Here is a 20,995-nt window from a genome sequence, read left to right on the forward strand (position 1 = left end):
AAAATAACTACAAGAAGGAGTTTACAAAATGAAGAAAATTTTATTTACGCTTACTGGACTATTACTTTTATTTATAGCAGGTTGTGGATCAGACAACGACACTGTTAAAGTTGGGACGACAACAGCCGAAACACCAACATGGGAGCTAGTGAAGGAACTAGCAAGTGAAGAAGGCGTAGAGATCGAAATTATTCAATTCAGTGATTATGTACAACCGAACATTGCTCTAGATAATGGAGAGATTGATTTAAATGCATTCCAAACAATCAGTTATTTTGATTCTTTCACTGAAGAGCGTGGCTTAGACCTATCTGCAATCGGAACAACGCCGATTTGGCCTATGGGTATTTACTCAGATGAAGTGGAGGAATTAAGTGAATTAGAGGAAGGTGCACAAATTATCGTGCCCAAAGAACCAACAAACTTAGGTAGAGCATTAATGCTCCTTCAAAAGGCGGAACTAATTACACTTGAAGAAGGCTTTGAAGGTGCAGGCGGTGTAGAAGCTATTGTTGAAAATCCAAAGGACTTTGAAATTGTACCTGTAACAGCTGGTCAAACAGCGCGTGGCTTAGAAGACGCAACAGCAGCAATTATTAACTCAGATGTTGCAATTGCTGCAGGATTAAATCCAACGGACGACCCAGTTTTCCGTGAAGATGCCGAAAACGTACCATACATTAACATTATTGCAGCACATACAGATCGTAAGGATGAAGAATCACTTCAAAAGATTGTAGACATCTATCACTCAGATGAAGTGACAAGCTTTATTGAAGAAGAGTACGAAGGAGCAGCTGTTCCAGTAATCCGACCGATTGAAGAAGTTATAGGCGAATAATATAAGAAGTAACCTTGTATGGGTGCTACACCCCAGAAGTTAGAGATTAATAATCTAACTTCTGGGGTGTTTTTTATTTCTAATCTCGTTGTATAGAACTGTTGATAAATGCACCTCGATTCCTCCTGTATGTACTAATTATATAAACAATCGAAGCATAGTTATGCGTTTAAAGAAATGTGCCATTAAACCTCCTTATTGCTATTTTTTAAAATAGAAGTATATATAAATACAATAAATCGTAATAGTTACTGTTTACAAACGAGGAAACATAATCTATAATAATCATTAAAACGAAATCATTACGATTTAAGTAAATGCGGGTTATGTTTTTTTAATTAACAAATCGTAATGATTATTATTTGTGAGGAGGTATAAGAAATGGCTAAAAAATCAAAGATTGCGAAAGAGAAAAAACGCCAAGAAATGGTAGTTAAGTATGCAGAGATAAGAAAGGAATTAAAGGCTAAAGGTGATTATGTAGCACTTAGTAAATTACCGCGGGACTCATCGCCAATAAGATTGAAAAATCGTTGTGAGATAACGGGTAGGCCTAGAGCATATATGAGGAAGTTTAAGATGTCACGTATTGCCTTTAGAGAGTACGCACATAAAGGTCAATTACCTGGAATAAAGAAATCAAGCTGGTAATAGACGTGGTTCGTAAGCAAAGTAGGAATTGTAAGCTTCGGGATATTTAAATACGTAAATGAAAATAAAAATGAAGGATGGGGAATATGAGAAAACACCGTATTATTATTGGCATGTTTACTCTACTAGCAATTCTTATTTTAGGTGGTTGTGGTGCAACAGAAACTAAAGAGAAGAATGATGAGGTCACAGTAACTGCTGAACAAACGAATGAAGTGTTAACTATTTACACAACGTTATATCCATTGGCATATTTTTCAGAACAAATCGGAGCAGACCATGTTGAAGTCGAATCAATTTTACCGCTTGGAGCAGATGCTCATACATATGAGCCAACCTCTAAAACAATGATCGACATTGCTGAGGCAGATGCCTTTATTTATAACATAGCCGAGATGGAAACTTATGCAGTGAGTATAGAAGAAGCATTGGAAAATGAAGATGTAACGATTTTAGAAGCAGCAGGAGATATTCCGTTACTTGACCATGTGCATGATCACGAGGGAGAAGACGGTGATCATGAAGCAGAAGAAGGAGATCATGACCACGAGGGAGAAGACAATGATCACGAAGCAGAAGAGGTAGAACATGATCATGAGGAAGCAGACCATGAAGAAGAACATCATGACCATGGCGATAAAGATCCACATATTTGGTTAGATCCTATTCGTTCCATTGAATTAGCAGAAAATATAAAGAATCAGTTAGTCGAATTAATGCCGAGTGAAGAAAAAGAATTCGAGGAAAATTTTCAAGATTTAAAAACAAGACTAGAAGAATTGGATATAAGTTTTCGTGATGAAATCGAGAATACAGCAAGAAAAGAGATTCTGGTGACCCATGCGGCATACGGTTATTGGGAAGAGGCATATGGAATCGAGCAAGTAGCAATTTCTGGTCTATCCTCAACTAATGAACCATCACAAAAACAATTAGAAGAAGTGATAGATGTAGTCAATGATCATGGTATTCGTTACTTGCTGTTTGAACAGAATATAGAGCCTAGAGTTGCGAAAGTGATTCAAAATGAGACTGACGTGGCCTCTCTAAATATTCATAATCTGTCTGTTCTAACAGAAGCCGACGCGGAGAATAATGAAGATTATTTTACTATAATGAATCAAAATCTTGAGACGCTATTAATAGCTTTAGAAGAATAATATAATTTACAGGGACATGATGTGAATCATTAGACTTCAAGTATCGGTACTTAACTGGAAAAAGTATAGTGGAATTCACGTCAAAAAACGCTCAGATTATATTCTGAACGTTTTTTGACGTGAATTTTATATGCTGACCTATAGATATGCAGCGTAACTAGCTGTTTTTGTTAGTTTAATGACGAACTATTCGAGAAGGTAACGCAGTGACATTTTCTAACCCGAAATCTTTTTCGCTTACCAAATAGTTAGAGAAGAAACGCTGATCTATTCCTGTTAAGCGATAAAAGAAAGAAACATCTACCATCCAATCGTTTTCAATCATTTGGCGTATATCTATCAGTCCTTTTTTTGCTACTAGATCAATAATAGTCTTTACCTTTTGAGGTGTCTGAATTGGGATAGTGTCATCAAGTGGTTCTATTTTTAAATACCCTTTTCTGTGAAGAGCTGCATAGAAATTCCTATGACTTTTTGCATCGAAAATCTCTAGATTAGCTGCTCTATACCCTAATACTTGCAGAGAAGTACCCCATTTCTTTTTCAAATCGATATATGCATCTGGATTCGTAAGATGTGATATATTACTCATGTCCGACACAAATGCATCTTCTGGTAAAAGGAATGCACCAGCAAATATATCTGCCTCTTTTTCAAGTGTTTTATGTTCCTTACGATCTAGGTTATTAAATTCCGCGCGGTAATGCAGTAATAAGTGACCTAGTTCATGCGCAATATCAAAGTTTCTTCGTACAGATGAACGTTTCATATTTCCTAAAATGATGTAAGGTCGTTCTTGACTTGTCCATAGGCTATAAGCGTCTATTTCATCTCCGAGTGCTTTTTCGAAAATAAAGACACCACTCTTCTCGACTAGAAACAGAAGGTCATCATTTGTGTCATCTCTAAATCCTAATCTATTACGGGCTAGATTGGCTACTTTATTTATTTGTGTAATCCTATCTTCACTTGTAGTGGATAGGTAGTGAAGGACATCATTTCTTAAATCAATAATTTTAAGTGATGGATAACTGATTTTAGCTGTTAAGTAATTTACAAACGTATCTAGATATTCCATATGTTTAGCTTCTGCCTGTGTTTTTGATATAACATGTATCAATTTGGAGCGATAAGCAATATGCTGCATTTTAATATTATCTCGTATCATCGTGCGCTCAAGAATATCCTGCGTGTAGAAGTACTTGCTTTTCACACCAAATGCATTTTTTAATGCATTAACCACTTGCATTTTTGGCGATGTGTACTTGTTTTCGTATTGCCAAACTGCTTGTTCTGTAACATTTAATAGTTCAGAGAGCTGTTTTCGTGAATATCCGCGCATGATACGAAGATTGGCTAAATTCTCACCAATAAACATATCGTTCCTCCTTACATAATCAGAAATTGTTAGTATATTCATTCATTTTGTTTTTCTGTTCCAATATCGAAAGCTGCTGGATCTATGATTTCATCATTCGCTGTAGGGGCAATAACTTCCCGCTCTTCATCTGTTAATTCCGCACCAGAGATATATGAGGAAAGCTCCTCTATCTTAATAGGCAATATTATCTGCTGGATTGGGTAAATAATGCATAATCTTTGATATTTGATATGCCTCATCAAGTTGATAAGTGAGAATATGAAATTCATCGTAGGTTTGGTAGTGATCTAACTCTTCTTTTACTTGGTTCTCTGAAACAAAGATAGAAAGTTGTTCGGAATGTTCAAACGCAAGTTTTTCCTCGGATTTTGGAAATGAATCTTTATTTATTTTTGAAAGTTCATGAAGATAGGTGCGAGAACGACCATCTGCTAAGCTATCTGGTGACTTTGCTTGTGAAAAGCACTGTTCATCAAAATAAGCCGCGTTTTTAATGAGAAATAACTTTTTCGTCTCTTCATGGATAAATTGGAGATAATCCCATGTTAGACCTGCCTTTGATTTCTTAAAAGAGAAACCATGATTGATACATTCTTCTGCTAATTTGTTCTCAATAAAATTACCCTTTGTCCATGCAAAAGCAGAGCTGATTTGCATTTTTTCTCTGCGTTCCTTTCGATGTTCAATATATTCTCGATAACCTTCTACAATCGCGTGTGCGATCATTTCGTTATCTTCCGAATTAAACTTGTACTTCTCCAATCCTCCCACTCCAATCTATCAAGATATAATTAATTCTATTTTATACGAAAACAGACAGTGTGAATATGATTTTTTTTAATTTAATTAAAGTAATATGATAAGTTTCGGTTTATTTTTATAGTTTCCTTATAGAAAATGCTAGAATAAGATGCAAAACAAACGGATAAGCAATGGTGACCTTGGGTATCATGATTCTAGAAATCGGATAAGCAAAGTCTGCTCAACCTGACTAATTATGATAAGATGTAAATTATTGCTCAAAAGATTAGGATGTGTAAGATGAATACGCTGATAAAAAAACTAAAACTAAAACAATATATCTTATTAACTGCACTAGCTATTTCTTTTATTGGTTCGCTTATTTTTGTTTATAACAATCATTCCTTCTATGATGAGTTGATTGCGGAAGTTATTGAAATAAGCGTGGAAGACCAAAGGGACGTAACAGATGAGCATCAAAATGAAGATGTTATCTACACACAACAACTTGTTGCAAAGATGCAGAATGGTGACTCAAAAGGTAAGCTTGTGCATTTAAGTAATGAGTACTCTGGATCTGGGATTTATCAACCAGAATTTCATGTTGGAGATGATTTATTTATTTCGATTGATTCTACCGAAAATAATGCTGATCTGGCTGGAAGTATAATTGATGTAAAACGAGACGAATCTTTATTGCTCGTTACGTGGGTCTTTATTTTTGTATTAATAGCAATTGGAAGGCGACAAGGGTTTTTCGCGATTATTAGTTTACTAGTTAATGCTGCTTTGATAGCTTATGCGTTAGATATTTATATCAAGACTTCTGATATTAGTCTCTTATTTATTATGAGTATCACCGTAATTATAATGACTGTGCTATCTTTGTTATTTATTAGCGGATTTAATGAAAAGACGTACGCTGCGATTGTATCAACGTTGCTTGGCACATTCGTGCTCCTGTTTATTACCATCTTTGTGCTTTGGTTAACGGATGAGCAAGGGTTGCGTTTTGAAGAAATGGCTTTTCTAAGTCGTGCACCTCAAGCGATATTTATGGCGGGTGTACTTGTTGGCGCATTAGGTGCTGTAATGGATGTAGGGGTTACAATGTCTTCTTCCTTGTTTGGCTTATATGAAAAAAATCATCGCATTTCTGTAAAAGACTTGAAAGAATCAGGGCTTGAAATAGGTAAAGATATCATGGGAACAATGACAAATATCTTATTTTTCGCATATGTAAGTGGGACGATTCCGACACTGCTTCTCTACTTCCTCAATGATGTTACGTTAGGATTTACACTTTCAATGAATTTATCATTGGAATTAACGCGTGCGTTAGCTGGAGGAATTGGTATTGTTTTAACCATTCCAATCGGCTTATATACTACAATTTTCTTTGTTAATAGAAAGAGGGCGAGATTATGAATGCTCTAGTAATCCTAGCTGGTACTCTCTTTGTATTGATGGCTGTCATTGGCGGAAAAAAGGGAGTACGTTCCTTTATTGCATTATTTATAAATTTTATCGTGTTGTTAATAACGGTATTGATTATGACTGATCAAAACGCCAATCCCATCGTATTAACATTGATAGCCTGTACGATCATTAGCTGTATAAATTTGTTCTTTATTAATGAAGTAAATATCAAAACCAAAGCAGCATTTGTTTCTACTGTCTTGACGACTGCTATTTTACTTGTATTCATTTTTATCGTTACAGAAAAAGCGATGATTCAAGGTTTTGGTGTGGAGGAAGTAGAGGAACTGTATATTTATTCTTTTTATATCGGAATAGATTTTGTGAAGGTAGCGGCTTCTGTGATAATTATGAGTACGATTGGAGCTATAACAGATGAGGCTATTTCTATCAGCTCACCAATGTTTGAGATACATCGTCATAACCCTACTATTACTAAAAAAGAACTTTTTCTTGCTGGATTAAGTATTGGTAAAGACTTACTAGGCACAAGTGCCAATACACTATTCTTCGCCTTTTTTGGTGGTTATTTAGCTTTGTTAATTCGGTTTAAAGATTTAGACTATTCGCTTGGAGAAATGATTAATTCAAAGGTGTTTGGTGCCGAGATGATCACGATTCTTTGTGGTGGAATTGGTGTTGCCTTGATAATCCCTATTACTGCACTGATTACGTCAACCGTTTTAGTTAAACCAGAAATAAGAAAAAAGACATAAGTTTCCAAACAGATTAGTTGACTTGAAATATTTAAGTGTTTTATGATGTTTATCATAGTTTATATCTCTAAGGTGAGATAGTATATTCATTTAGTGATTTTACAGACTAAAAAAATTTTAGGGAATAGAAAGGTGTTAAGATTATGGCTAAAGTATTGTATATTACAGCACACCCGCACGATGAAAAGGTTTCTTTTAGTATGGCTACAGGTAAGGCATTTATTGATACATATAAGGAAGTTAATCCTAATGATGAAGTAGTGCACATAGATCTTTACAAAGAGAATATCCCTTCGATTGATGCAGATGTTTTTGAAGGATGGGGAAAACTTCAGTCTGGTAAAGGATTTGAAGAACTTAGTAAAGAAGAGAAAGAAAAAGTAGGCCGTCTAAATGAATTAAGTGAAGAGTTTATCGAAGCAGATAAATATGTATTTGTTTCACCTTTATGGAACTTCTCTTTTCCACCTGTAATGAAAGCTTATATTGATTCTGTTGCGGTCGCAAATAAAGCATTTAGATATACAGCAGAAGGTCCTATTGGTCTTTTGACTGACAAAAAAGCTTTGCATATTCAAGCTAGTGGAGGAATTTACTCTACAGGCCCAGCTGCTGATATGGAAATGGGACATCGTTATTTAAATACCGTTATGAATTTCTTTGGCGTACCATCCTTTGAAGGTTTGTTTGTTGAAGGCCATGCTGCAATGCCTGAAAAAGCAGAAGCGATTAAAGAAGATGGAATTAACCGTGCAAAAGATTTAGCACATACATTTTAATAGAACAAAAAGAAGAACCTACATTTTAATGTTGGTTCTTCTTTTTTTAAAGGCTCTGCTAAACTATAGTGATAGCTGTCTTCATTTCCCTAAATGGATATTAAATTGACTGTGGTATACACTAAAAGGAATCAATTTCATTTGAGAAGTGATTAAGAAATTGTAATGCGCCGCATTTTCCATCAATTGTGAAGTGTAACTAGAATAGCATCAATATTTTTGAAAAGGGTGATAAAATGACAAAACATATAATAGAACCTGGTTGGAATTTAGAAAACACATATACGACACTTCCTAGTGTGTTTTTATCGAGGATTACTTCAAATCCTGTTCGCGCACCGAAATTGGTTATTCTAAATGAGTCATTAGCTGAATCTTTAGGTTTAAATAGTGATGCATTAAAAGCAGAAGATGGCGTCCAAGTGCTAGCTGGTAATCAGACTGTTGAAGGGGGAGTGCCTCTTGCTCAAGCATATGCTGGACATCAATTTGGCAATTTCACAATGTTGGGTGACGGAAGAGCTTTACTACATGGCGAGCAAATTACTCCTCAAGGTGAACGGTTTGATATTCAATTAAAGGGCTCAGGTAGAACACCTTATTCACGTGGTGGTGATGGCAGAGCAACGCTTGGTCCTATGTTACGGGAATACATTATTAGTGAGGCGATGTTTGCCTTAGGAATTCCTACTACCCGAAGCCTTGCTGTTGTGACAACGGGTGAGCAAGTTAGGCGTGAAACAGATCTACCAGGCGCGATCATGACTCGTGTAGCTGCTAGTCATCTACGTGTAGGAACGTTCGAATATGCGTTGAAATGGGGTGCGGATGACGATCTACAAGCATTAGCTGATTATACGATACAACGGCATTTTCCAGATATTGAAAAGGATGAACATCGTTATCTATCCTTGCTGAAGGAAGTCATTAAACGTCAGGCCGCACTAATTGCAAAATGGCAGCTAGTTGGCTTTATTCATGGCGTCATGAATACCGATAATATGGCCATTAGTGGGGAAACAATAGATTATGGTCCATGTGCATTTATGAATGTTTATAATCCTAAAACAGTATTCAGTTCAATCGATAGACAAGGTCGCTATGCTTATGGAAATCAACCGCCTATTGGTGGCTGGAATCTCGCTCGATTTGCAGAAACATTAGTACCTCTATTAGATGAAAATCCGGAAGAAGCGGTAAAGATAGCGCAGGATGAAATGGTTAGGTATGAAGAACTCTATCGTTCAAATTGGTTGCAGGGAATGAGAGCGAAAATAGGGATAGTCAAAGAAGAAGAAGAGGATGAAGCGCTTATTGTAGATCTTCTTCGTATGATGGAGGAGCATGATGCAGATTATACCAATACCTTTCGCGCACTAACATTTGATCATTATCAAGAGGAAGTATTTTTTGAAACTCCCGACTTTACTAAATGGAAGGAAAGATGGCGTGCAAGATTAGATATTCAACAAGAATCAAAAGATGCTACGCTCGAATTAATGAAAAATAGTAATCCTGCTGTTGTACCGCGCAATCATCAGGTGGAAGAGGCGTTAGAAGCTGCAGTGAAGAGTGGTGATTATAGCGTGATGGAGCAACTTCTTGCTGTTCTCAAAAAGCCATATGCACATACCTCAGAACAAGAAGAATACACTTCACTACCAGCTAAATCAGATCGTTACTACCAAACTTTTTGTGGCACATGATAGAGTGAAAATGGGGATTGAGTAAAGAAACTTTATCCCCATTTAACTGGTACATAGTTTAAATGATTTTTTTATCGTATAATATATAAATGGTGTTACTAGAGAAACAATGATTGGAGAATTGATAGTATGGTAGAGTTACCGAATTGCCCAGAATGTAATTCAGAATACACGTACGAAGATGGAAGTCTATTAGTCTGTCCAGTATGTGCACACGAATGGACTTTAGATGCTGATAATGAAAACAGTGAAGAAGAAAAAGTATACAGAGACTCGAATGGTCATGTTCTAAGCAATGGAGATTCTGTAACAGTAATTAAAGATCTTAAAGTAAAAGGTAGTTCAAATCCTTTGAAAATGGGAACAAAAATCAAAAATATACGTTTAGTTGCTGATGGTGAAGATGGACATGATATTGATTGTAAAATTGATGGTTTTGGAGCAATGTTAGTAAAATCTAAATTCGTAAAAAAACTTTAAAATGTTAAAGGCTATGTAGTGTCAGAGAGAATCTGGACGTTACATAGCCTTTTAAAATACGTTGTGCTGCGATCTGAATCAAAATAAATGTGTAAAAAACTAGAATCTGTTAAAATACCCCATAACAACTAATAAGGAGGACATGTACATGACAAAAAATAACCAAATCGTTTTAGCAAAAAGACCTCAAGGGATGCCAGATAAAGATACATTTAAATTTATTGAAACCGATGTAAAAGAACTTGAGGATAAAGAAGTACTGATCCGTACGATATATGTTTCCGTTGATCCATATATGAGAGGAAGAATGCAGGATGTAGCGTCATATATTGAACCGTTTAAAGTTAATGGCGTAATAGAGGGTGGCTCCATTGGCGAAGTAGTAAAGTCAAAATCAACTAGCTTTAAACAGGGTGATGTTGTTATCGGTTCTTATGGATGGCAAACGTCTTATATTGCAAATGAAAATGAAATAAGAAAAATTGATCCATCACTTGCGCCTATATCAACACACTTAGGTGTATTGGGGATGACTGGTTTAACTGCTTATTTTGGTTTGCTTGATATTGGTGAACCGAAAGAAGGGGAGACTGTTGTTATTTCTGGAGCAGCAGGAGCAGTAGGATCAATTGTTGGCCAAATCGCAAAAATAAAAGGCGCACATGTAGTTGGTATAGCTGGTTCAGAAGAAAAAGTCAAATTATTAAAGGAAGAATTAAACTTTGATGCAACAATAAATTATCGAACAACAGCTAACATGGAAGAAGCTTTAAAAGAAGCTTGTCCTAATGGTGTTGATATTTACTTTGATAATGTTGGTGGAGAAATCTCTGACGCAGTTTTAACGCAAATAAATAAAAATGCACGTATACCGATTTGTGGAGCAATCTCTTCTTACAATTTAAAAACATTAGATATTGGACCTCGTGTTCAAACAAAACTTGTTAAGAAAAGCGCACTAATGAAAGGATTTACTCTAGGTGACTACTCCAGTCGTTTTAATGAAGGTTCAACGCAATTAGCACAGTGGTTTAAAGAAGGAAAGTTAACATATCGTGAAACAATTAAAGAAGGCTTTGAGAATATTCCAGATGCTTTTCTTGATCTCTTTAAAGGAAATAATGTTGGAAAGCAACTCGTAAAAGTTGCAGATCGCAAATATGCTAAATAAGCTTGTTACGATCGATTAAAAAAAGAACGACACAACGTCAAGATTGAATTGACATTGTGTCGTTCTTTTATTTGTTTGTGTTATGTTGTTTACTAGGTAATTTACGATCAGCGTGTGCTTTGCCTTGACGCTTTTCAATCTGCTCCGCTTTGTGTTGTTTATCGTGCAATTTTTCAACGAATTCGTGTGTATCATCCATTTAAATCCCTCCTTTTTTTAGAATGTATTGATACGTTTTCCGTAGCAAGATGATTCATACCTTTTAGTTAGATTTTAGTCAGTCAATTTTAAAAGGAATAGTACGCTCTTAGCGGTTTTCTTATTTTAGGTAAAATTAAAAGACAATAGAAAATGTAAACCCTCTGCCATATTCAGCAGAGGGTTTACATTTTAAAAATAACTAGATGAAAACTTAAGTTAATTAATTAGATTAAATGACTTGGCCATAGTTGTCGCTTGCACTCTGTTTTTCACTTGAAGTTTTCCGAAAATATTAACAATATGATTTTTAACTGTACCTTCTGCTAACTGATATGTTGAAGCGATCTCTTTGTTTGTCAATCCGTTACTCATTAACTGCATGATTTCCAATTCTCTTTTTGTTAATGACTCAATTAGAGGAGATTCTACTTTTTGAGGCGTTATTTTTGCTACTGTTTCTATGTCAGCATTTTCTTCAGAGAGAAACCGTTCAATCGTTCGGGTGAGTCTTTCGAGAGAAATGGGCTTCACAATGTAATCGTAAGCATAGACATCAAACGCAGGTAATGCATACTCCTTGTGGGATGTGACAAATACCAATTTCATTTCACAGCCACTAGCTCTTAATCGTTTTGCAAAATCCAGACCATTTTCCTTATGCATGTTAATATCAATAAATACTAAGTCAACTTTACATTTCTGTAGATAGGAAAAGGCTACTGTCGTCTCTTGGAAAATTCCCGCGATTTCAATGTTATCAATCTTTCTAAGCATTCTTTTCATAATCAAGTGCATCGCTTTTTCATCATCGATAATGACTACCTTCATTTTATACTCATTCCTTCAACTTGTTTTGTAGAGTCTGCAGAAATTTCATTAGGAATTGGAGTAGAGAAATAAAAGGTGCTACCTTGATTAGCAACACTCTCAAACCATAATTCCCCACCATTAATTTGGACAAACTCTTTACATAAGGTGAGTCCAATACCAATCCCACGCTCTCCGGCAGTTCCTGTTAAAGATTCAGGATATATATCTCGATCCTGTAATAACGCATCAGCTTGGTCCAGTGGTATTCCTATCCCTGTATCTGTTATAGAAACAATCGCTTTACCATCTATCTGCTCTGCTCGTATTTCGATACTTCCTTTATAGTCTGTGAATTTAATAGCATTTGATAGAATATTTCTGATAATCAAGTCTAGTATTTCCTTATCAGCGTAAACAATCAAGTCGCTAGGTATTTCTGAAATGACTGTAATTTGTTTTCTCTTACTCTGAAGGTATTGTAAATCAACGTTTCTCCTGATAGCTTGTGATAAATTCCAGACTACAGGATTAAATAGCATGCCACCCTTTTGAGTTCGGAACCAGTCAAGCAAGCTTTCTACCAGTGAAAAAGCATTTTGGATTTGTTGTTCCATTTCAAGAGCAATTTCATCGTGCTTTTCCTGACTCTCTTGTAATTCCTCTCTCAGGATCTCCATCAAATTCATTAGTAATGAAAGTGGATCACGAATATCATGCGCAACAATTGTGAACATCTTATCCTTAAATGCATTCAGTTCAGCCAATTGTTTTGAGCTAGCAAGTAGCCTTTCTTCATTAACTACAGATTCAGTGATGTCATTTAACCATAGTGTTTTACCAACTATTCGCTGTCTCTTATTGCAAACATGTGAAAGATAAACGTTATAATAGCGAAAATCGGTATCGTTCGCTATCTGTATTTTTCGTGGCGAGGAATCGCCATCTGTAATAGTTTTAAGTAGTTCTGGATAGTAGTAGAGTATGTGAGTGGCTGTTTGTCCTATGCCTTTCTTATCAAGCTCTTTCAAAACCTGACTTGCGGAGAAGTTATAGCTTGTGATGTTATTATCTAGGTCAAGCACGATGACTGCATCTTTCATTGAATTAAAAACCTGTTTCAAGGCATGTGGAACCAATTTCATCATGTTAAATTGATAGATTCCCCATATAAAAAGTATACCCGAAAAAAGAAGTCCAAATGGAGAAAGGTCAAGAGGTGTTTCCATAAAATCGAGTAAATATATAATAGAAATGAGATAAGGTGCACAAGAACCTACCATCATTACTAAAACTTGCTTCTTCATAGGACCTGTTGCTTTTCGATACATCTGGATTAAAAATGCCATCCCCACAATAAAAAGTACGAAGGAATAAATCACGTGAATCATATAAAATGGACCAATTGTTAGTGAAACTAAAGAGAGGCCATTCAAATCGTTAAGCTGAATATTTCTATAAAATAAATGATGCCATTCATTCGTATAATGACTTACAAATGTAAGGATAGGTACAATTGCGAGCTTTAACAGTATCCATTTTCGTAGAAGTGCGTGATGGCTTGTGAATTGTAGCACCATAATAAACCAAATAAGTGTTCCAAAAGAGATGCCAATATATTCAACTCTAAGCCAAAAGGATATCTGCTGTAAGTCTGAACTAATTATTTCAAAAGCATAACCCAAAGAATAGAAAGCTCCTGCGCACATACCTAAAAATAGGCTAACAGCAACGGGAGATTCTCTTCTTCTCCATGCAAGATAGGCAATGTAAAGCAAACAACCAGTGATCAATAACAATAGTAAAAACAACACCTGCTCAAAGCTCATTTTCAAGGAAACCGCCTCTCATTATTTATCATTATATACTTAATATACCATTAAGTTAAGAAAGCTCGCTTTATTTTTTAAATATTTCGAATTTTACTTGTATAAGTACGTTATGAAACACAAAAAATAGCTATGATAGCAATACAGGACAATTTATGATAGCATTTAGAATAATACAGAAAGAGGAAGTGAGCATACGTGATAGAAATAACAATTCCGACACCGGATATTACAATTAAGAAAAAGGACCATCCAGAGTTAAGTAACATCTATGGATTTACTGACTTTCACCTTATACCTAGAGATAAGGGCGGTATTTTTATGTTTTACAATGATGATAATGAGTTGTTATTCGTTGGTAAGGCAAGAAAGTTAAGACCAAGAGTTAAGAAGCATTTTGAGGATTCTGTATCTGTAATAAAAGAACACAGACATGAAGTTACCAAAATTGAAGTATGTAAAATTGAAGAACCTGTCGATAGAGAAATTTATGAAACGTATATTGTTAATGAACTTAAAGCAAAATACAATATAGATAAGGCGTTTTTTAAATAAAGTCGATAAAACAGAAGCAATACGTGCAGTCAGATGTAGACTATGCCTATTGCTTTTGTTATGTTATAAAGGATATTTACTTGTTGGAAATGAAATTGATAACTTAAAGGATGACGAATAAATTGGATACGAATAACCTACAAACTTCGAATTTTTATGTATATAGTTGCTCATTTCCAGATGATGAGAAATCGTTATTTGCTTTGGAAATGCGCACTTTTTTTGGTAAAGAAGCAAAGTCTAACGTTTTAGAAAGTTCAGTAGAAGTTGATCCTACACGAAGCCCATTTCTTAAGGAAAGAATTTGTGTGATTTATGAAGGAGAAACGCTAGAAGATTTAATCAATCAAGTGAAAGACTTAGAATTGGCCGGAGATACATTTAAAATTATGTATGTTAAAAACCTTGGCTTGACGAAGAAAGAAAAGGAAGGTTTCGAGCTACGCCGTACAATAGAGAAAGATATTGGTCTACATGTTCCAAGTGAAGCTGATTTTCATAATCCAGATCGGTTATTTGGTGTTATGTTTGTAGAGGGACGTTGGATATTTGGTGACTATGTTAAAAATGAACCAGTTTGGCTACACCATCAAAAAAAGCCACATAGTTACTCGACAGCGCTTAATACACGTGTTGCAAGATCTGTTGTAAATATCGCTATTCCAAAAATTGATGGTATCAAAGCGATTGATCCATGCTGCGGAATCGGGACTGTATTAGTTGAGGCTCGATCAATGGGTGTTGATATTGTAGGTAGTGATAGAAATTACCTCATTCTAGATGGGGCACGAGAAAATATTGCACACTTTGGTTTTACAGGAGAAGTGAATCTAGCGGATATCCGGGATATCACAACGAATTACGATGTAGCTATTATTGATTTGCCTTATAATTTGTGCTCTGTCATAACGCATGAGGAACAAATTGAGATGCTCGCAAGTGCTCGTAGATTTGCGAAGAAAGTAGTAGTTATAACTGTTGAACCAATTGATGAAATTTTACTAACGGTTGGTTTTACAATAGTAGATCGAGCGGTGGCTAAAAAGAGATTATTCACACGTGAAATTATTGTCTGTAACTAAGCGAACTTTAGTTTAACGAAGGGCTAAATAATTAGAGTTATATAGCCCTTCGCCTCTATTTCTTTTGATGATGCTCCCATTTAAATCAAAGTGAACCGTACAACTTGAATTGATTTCCTGATGATTTAATATATCCTCCAATTACAAGAAGAAAATCCTGTTGACAATTAGTGTCTTGTGTATTATGTTAAGTAAAGCCGACAAGCTTTTAACTTATTGACAAGTATTTTGTAAGCGGTTTATAAGTTGTGGGTACATCTACTATATTGGAGGTTTTATATGACGATGCTATAATCTTTAGCAACAATTTGCCGTTTGGTAAAGGTCACTCAGCCACTTGAATTTATACCACATCTAAGAGCCTTCTTCCCTGCTCTATTTTACATACTCAGAAAATGAACCGAATCTAGTGTTCTTAACAACAAGAAAATCTTTATTGAAGTTATCGTCTTAGATATTCAATAAAGGTTATTATAGGGCGAAATGACTACGCTTTCAAAATTGTGTTAAGAGAGGAGAAAGAAATTAATGCGTAATTTTTCAAAATTATTTATAGCTGCTTTTTTATTACTTGTTTTATTAATACCGACAACTGTATTAGGTAATGAAGGAGGGGCAGAACTTGACGTGCCTGAATTTAGGAATGCCTCTGTTCATGACCCATCTATAATTAAGGATAAAGACAGTGATACTTACTATGTATTTGGTTCACATGTTGATGGAGCAAAATCGATCGACTTAATTAATTGGGACTCATTCACAAATGGGTACACTACTCCAGATAATCAACTTTATGGTGATTTATCTAAAAACCTTGCTGAATCATTTGCATGGGCTGGGGAAGATGATGCTGATAGTAGCGGTGGATTTGCTGTATGGGCACCTGATATTTTTTGGAATAAAGATTATCTGAATCAAGATGGAACAACTGGTGCTTATACGATGTACTACAGTGTTTCTTCTACGTATATCCGTTCTGCAATTGGGATGGCGGTTTCAAAAGATATTGAAGGACCGTATCAGTACGTTGATACAATTATGTATTCTGGCTTTACGAACTATGAAGCATACGATAATAGTAGTGATGTAAATAAACACTGGGAGAATACAAATATTGCAGATCTAATAGATGATGGCATATTTGATGAAGTGAATCCAGACTGGTTTACGAGTGAAGAGACTGGTAATTATAACAATGCACTTTATACAAATGCGATTGATGCAAATATTCTTTATGGTAAAGATGGAGCATTATGGATGACTTATGGCTCTTGGTCTGGTGGTACTTTTGTTTTAGAACTAGATAAAGAAACGGGTCAACCGCTCTATCCAGGAGTTGATGGACAAACAGAAGATGGAAGAATGATTGATCGATATTTCGGTACTAAAATTGCTGGTGGATATGGAAGATCTGGTGAGGGAACTTATGCAGTCTATGATGAGGACGCTGGCTATTACTATCTATATATCACATATGGTGGCTTAGCTTCTGATGGTGGCTATCAAATGCGTCAATTTAGATCAGAAGATATCGAAGGTCCGTTTGTAGATGCTGCAGGGAACGAAGCGGTTTTCCCAGAGTCATTTGACGAAGGTGTTGGGAATTTCCCTTCAATGGATGATCATAAAGAAATAGGAAATAAAATGATGGGTAATTTCTTGTTTAAACGGGATCTTGGAGAAGCTGGCACTGGAATTGGAACAGGCTATGCGGCACCAGGACATAATTCTTATTATGCGGATGCCGATACAGGGAAAGAGTTTTTAGTTACGCATACGCGCTTCCCAGAACAAGGGGAAACACATGAAGTTCGTGTACATCAAACATTTAAGAACACGGATCAATGGCCGGTACCAACAGCATATCGCTATGCAGGTGAAACAATCGAAACTGTTTCTACTGAAGCTATTACTGGTGATTATAAGTATATTAACCACGGAAAAGAAATCACTGGAGATGTAACTGACTCTACATGGGTAAAATTAAATGCGGATAATACAATCTCTGGTGCTGTATCAGGTACATGGGAATTGTATGAAGATTATCGAGTGAAACTATCGATTGGCGAGAATACCTATGATGGTGTATTTATTCGCCAATGGGATCCTACTTCCGAAAGCTGGGTCATGACTTTTAGTGCGATGTCAGGTGAAGGTGTCGTTATTTGGGGAAGTCATGTGGAAAGTTCGTCAGATGACGAATTGGTAGCAGCAATAAAAACGGAATTAAGTGACACGATTCCAACTACTGTCATTAGTGATGTATCACTTCAAACGGTAGCAACAAGAGGAACACAAATCTCATGGGAATCTTCAGAACCTGAAGTATTATCAAATGATGGAACTGTCGTTCGACCGAGATTTGGTATGAGAGACGCGCCTGTTGAGCTTACGGCAACAATTACATTAGGTGATGTTACTGAAACATTGGCTATTACTACTACTGTTTTAGCTGAGGCTGAAGGTGGCTTATCTGCTTATTACAACTTTAGTGATAATTTGATAGATCAATCTGGCAAGCAAGACGATGCTACAGTGACTGGTAACAGAATTAACAATGAAGGTGGATCGATTACATTTGAAGACGGTGTAGTTGGTCAAGCAGCAAAGTTTGATGGTGAATCTGGCTTGCGTTTAGCAGATGGTTTAATTTCGAGTGACACGTATGCTGTATCTTTATGGATGAATCCAGAAGAAATTACAGGGTTTACTACAACGTTCTTCGGGGCGAGAACAGAAAGCAACTGGATTAGTTTTGTACCAAGTGGACCAGTTGAGTCAAAGTCGGAGTTATGGGTGCATAACGGCGCTGATTGGTATGATGCAGTGCCGAGCACAAATATTCCTGCTAATGAGTGGACACACGTTGCTTTTACAGTTAATAAAGGCAACATTGTTGTTTATATCAATGGTGAAGCACAGTTCACGGGTGATGCATTCCCAGATATATTTACATCTTTAGATGCAGTCTTTGGTCTTGGTGTTAACTATTGGGATATCCCGTTTAAAGGTTTAATGGATGAGGTTCGGATTTATGACGGTATGGCACTTTCAGAAACGGATGTCAACGACCTTTATCAAAATCCAATTGGGTTAACAGCTAACTATGATTTTGATAATGATTTAGAAGAAAAAACAGGCAAATTAGAAGCAGGAACTATTACAGGAGATCGTATTGATAACACAGGTGGTACCATTTCTTATGATAGCGGTATAGATGGTCAAGCAGCTGTATTCAATGGCGAATCTGGTATACGTTTACCAAATGGATTAATTGATACCGATGCGTATACTGTATCCTTGTGGTTAAATCCAGAAGAAATAAATGACTTTACCACAACATTCTTTGGTACAAAAACAAACAGTGAATGGGTTAGTGTTGTTCCGATCAGCCCAATTGACGGTGATGTAAAAAATACCAATCTAATGGCTGATAGTAATGGTGCGAGGTACAATGCATCAATCGGTGAAACGATTCCAACTAACACGTGGACACATGTAGCTTTTACCGTCGATAATGGAGAGATTACGGTATATATTAATGGTGAGCAAGCATTTACTGGCACGGACTTCCCTGATGTGTTTAGTGGATCAGATGCAAGTTTTGGCTTAGGTGTTAACTATTGGGATGCGCCATACAAAGGCTTAATGGATGATCTGCGTATATATGGTGAAACAGCAGTATCTGAAGATGATATTAAAGAATATTATGAGCTTGTATTAGGAGAATATGAAGAACCTGAAGAAGAGCCAGAACCAGAACTTGATACAACAGAACTAGAAGCATTAATCGAAACAGCGAAAGGGTATTCTGAAGAAGACTATACAGACGAGTCGTTTGCTGAATTACTAGTAGCAATAACAGAAGCAGAAGAGGCACTTGTATCGATTGATTCAGAAGAGTCTTTAGTTGCAGCAATAAATGCACTACAGGCATCAATTGATGGACTGATAGAACAGGTGAAAGAAGAGCCAGAACCAGAAATTGATGTAACTGAGTTAGAAGTATTAATTGAAAAGGCAAAAGAAGTAAATACGGATGGTTATACAGAAACTACGTTTGCAGCATTAAAAGAATCAATTAAACAAGCGGAAGAAGCGCTTGTATCGATTGATTCAGAAGATGCTGTCGCAGCGGCTATATCAGAACTACAACAAGCAATTAATGAACTAATTATTGCAGAAGTAGACGCGGAAAAAGTAAGTGATATCGGAGAACTAGAATTCGTAGACAATGTCTACAAAACAAATCTAGATGCAAAGATTACTGTTCTTACAGCAGAAGTTCTTGAAAAGTTAGAAGCTGGAACTACGGTTGAAATGGTTTATGGCAGTGTCAAGGCAGCCATTCCAGTAGAACTCTTAAAGACTGGAGAAGATGTTACGTTTAGTTTTAATACTGTATCAGGTATGACAAGCGTTATACATTCAGATGCTTTAAGTACCTTGTATGACTTTACATTAACTTCAGGTGATGAGGATATTAGTTTGGACACGCCAGTAACATTAACCTTTACTGTTGATCCAACGAAAGTAACTGATTGGGAAAATGTACAAGTTAGCTATATAAACGAAGATAATGAGAAACAAGAAGAGATTATATCAAGTTCATATGATGCTGAAACGTTTAAAGTAGTTGCAGAAGTAAACCACTTTAGTATTTATGGTGTCTTTGAAATAACAGAAGTAGACGTAACAGACTTGGTAACATTAATTGAAACAGCAAAAGAAATACTGGTAGATGGGTATACAGAATCTTCTTTCAGTGCATTGCAAACAGCATTAACAGCAGCGGAAGAAGCGCTTGAAACCATTGATTCAGAGGAAACATTAACTGCAGCTATAACAGCATTACAAGCTGCAATTGATGGACTGGAAGTGGTAGAACAAGAGCCAGAACCAGAAATTGATACAACGGAGCTAGAAGCATTAATCGATACTGCAAAAGAAATAAATGCGGATGGTTATACGGAAGCCTCTTTTGCATCATTACAAGCAGCGATTACAGAAGCGGAACAAGCGCTTGAATCGATTGATTCAGAAGAAGTATTGACTGGAGCATTAACTGCATTACAGGCTGGGATTGATGGACTGGAAGAACTACAGATAAAAGAGCCAGTAGTACCATCAGAACCGGGAGAGCCAACTCCAACTCCGGTGATAGATGAAACAGATGAGACTGAGGTTAACGACACGGATAGTGAACAAGATAATTTGGTAGAAGAAACAGATACAGACGAAGTGTCTGAAGAAGAAAGTACTGGTGAGAAATTACCGGAAACTGCAACAAATCAATTTAATTGGTTAGTGTTAGGTGGAGCATTACTTGTTATTGGTTTTGGTAGTTTCATAGTACTACGTAGAAGAAAGAATCAAGTGAATTAATACTAGTAAAGTAAAAGAACCCTTTAGTTGC

The 20,995-nt window shown here is 36.1% G+C and carries 16 protein-coding genes and 1 pseudogene; 12 read left to right on the forward strand and 5 right to left on the reverse strand.

The window, feature by feature from the left end; all coding sequences use genetic code 11:
- Positions 1-28 precede the first annotated feature (28 nt).
- The 3 genes from D2K60_RS00845 (at position 29) to D2K60_RS00855 (ending at position 2,652) form a co-directional block, all read left to right on the forward strand.
- Positions 29-841: a MetQ/NlpA family ABC transporter substrate-binding protein gene (locus D2K60_RS00845; RefSeq protein WP_117168108.1), complete on the forward strand. Its 813-nt coding sequence runs from the start codon at positions 29-31 to the stop codon at positions 839-841.
- Positions 842-1,222: 381 nt separating this feature from the next.
- Positions 1,223-1,492 (forward strand): 30S ribosomal protein S14, encoded by a 270-nt coding sequence (gene rpsN / locus D2K60_RS00850; RefSeq protein ID WP_117168109.1) that lies wholly within the window; start codon positions 1,223-1,225, stop codon positions 1,490-1,492.
- An 86-nt stretch (positions 1,493-1,578) separates the two neighbouring features.
- On the forward strand, positions 1,579-2,652 hold the full coding sequence (locus D2K60_RS00855) for a metal ABC transporter solute-binding protein, Zn/Mn family (protein ID WP_117168110.1): 1,074 nt from the start codon (positions 1,579-1,581) through the stop codon (positions 2,650-2,652).
- Between the two features lie 175 nt (positions 2,653-2,827).
- Here D2K60_RS00855 and D2K60_RS00860 read toward each other — a convergent pair whose 3' ends face one another.
- Positions 2,828-4,030, reverse strand: coding sequence for a spr1629 family repressor/antitoxin (locus D2K60_RS00860; RefSeq protein ID WP_117168111.1), 1,203 nt, complete (start codon positions 4,028-4,030; stop codon positions 2,828-2,830).
- A gap of 38 nt (positions 4,031-4,068) precedes the next feature.
- A pseudogene (locus tag D2K60_RS00865) lies at positions 4,069-4,795 on the reverse strand (spr1630 family ClpXP-sensitive toxin).
- Between the two features lie 279 nt (positions 4,796-5,074).
- On the opposite strand from D2K60_RS00865, the gene D2K60_RS00870 reads away from it, so the two are divergent.
- From D2K60_RS00870 to D2K60_RS00895, 6 genes are all read left to right on the forward strand, one after another.
- Positions 5,075-6,202 (forward strand): YibE/F family protein, encoded by a 1,128-nt coding sequence (locus D2K60_RS00870; RefSeq protein ID WP_117168112.1) that lies wholly within the window; start codon positions 5,075-5,077, stop codon positions 6,200-6,202.
- Positions 6,199-6,969, forward strand: a complete 771-nt coding sequence (locus D2K60_RS00875; protein WP_117168113.1) for a YibE/F family protein — start codon at positions 6,199-6,201, stop codon at positions 6,967-6,969. Before D2K60_RS00870 ends, D2K60_RS00875 begins: the two co-directional genes overlap by 4 nt.
- Positions 6,970-7,112: 143 nt before the next feature.
- Positions 7,113-7,748, forward strand: a complete 636-nt coding sequence (locus tag D2K60_RS00880; protein ID WP_117168114.1) for an FMN-dependent NADH-azoreductase — start codon at positions 7,113-7,115, stop codon at positions 7,746-7,748.
- 236 nt (positions 7,749-7,984) lie between these two features.
- Positions 7,985-9,454 (forward strand): protein adenylyltransferase SelO, encoded by a 1,470-nt coding sequence (locus D2K60_RS00885; protein ID WP_117168115.1) that lies wholly within the window; start codon positions 7,985-7,987, stop codon positions 9,452-9,454.
- 129 nt (positions 9,455-9,583) lie between these two features.
- Complete coding sequence (locus tag D2K60_RS00890; RefSeq protein ID WP_117168116.1) at positions 9,584-9,934, forward strand: zinc ribbon domain-containing protein YjdM; 351 nt, start codon at positions 9,584-9,586, stop codon at positions 9,932-9,934.
- 148 nt (positions 9,935-10,082) lie between these two features.
- Complete coding sequence (locus D2K60_RS00895; protein WP_117168117.1) at positions 10,083-11,105, forward strand: NADP-dependent oxidoreductase; 1,023 nt, start codon at positions 10,083-10,085, stop codon at positions 11,103-11,105.
- 67 nt (positions 11,106-11,172) lie between these two features.
- Here D2K60_RS00895 and D2K60_RS00900 read toward each other — a convergent pair whose 3' ends face one another.
- From D2K60_RS00900 to D2K60_RS00910, 3 genes are all read right to left on the reverse strand, one after another.
- Positions 11,173-11,304, reverse strand: a complete 132-nt coding sequence (locus D2K60_RS00900) for a DUF4023 family protein (RefSeq protein WP_117168118.1) — start codon at positions 11,302-11,304, stop codon at positions 11,173-11,175.
- A 218-nt stretch (positions 11,305-11,522) separates the two neighbouring features.
- Positions 11,523-12,134, reverse strand: a complete 612-nt coding sequence (locus D2K60_RS00905; RefSeq protein WP_117168119.1) for a response regulator transcription factor — start codon at positions 12,132-12,134, stop codon at positions 11,523-11,525.
- Positions 12,131-13,942 (reverse strand): sensor histidine kinase, encoded by a 1,812-nt coding sequence (locus D2K60_RS00910; RefSeq protein WP_240335251.1) that lies wholly within the window; start codon positions 13,940-13,942, stop codon positions 12,131-12,133. The genes D2K60_RS00905 and D2K60_RS00910 overlap by 4 nt, the downstream gene beginning before the upstream one ends.
- A 198-nt stretch (positions 13,943-14,140) precedes the next feature.
- On the opposite strand from D2K60_RS00910, the gene D2K60_RS00915 reads away from it, so the two are divergent.
- The 3 genes from D2K60_RS00915 to D2K60_RS00925 all read left to right on the forward strand — a co-directional run bounded on the left by D2K60_RS00915 (position 14,141) and on the right by D2K60_RS00925 (position 20,964).
- A complete protein-coding gene (locus tag D2K60_RS00915) occupies positions 14,141-14,497 on the forward strand; it encodes a nucleotide excision repair endonuclease (protein WP_117168121.1) in 357 nt (118 codons plus the stop codon).
- A gap of 122 nt (positions 14,498-14,619) precedes the next feature.
- Entirely contained in the window at positions 14,620-15,579 is a 960-nt protein-coding gene (locus D2K60_RS00920; RefSeq protein ID WP_420818799.1) for a TRM11 family SAM-dependent methyltransferase, read from the forward strand.
- Positions 15,580-16,107: 528 nt separating this feature from the next.
- Positions 16,108-20,964, forward strand: coding sequence for a LamG-like jellyroll fold domain-containing protein (locus D2K60_RS00925; RefSeq protein ID WP_117168123.1), 4,857 nt, complete (start codon positions 16,108-16,110; stop codon positions 20,962-20,964).
- The last annotated feature ends 31 nt before the right edge of the window (positions 20,965-20,995 follow it).

The sequence above is a fragment of the Paraliobacillus sediminis genome (assembly GCF_003426055.1).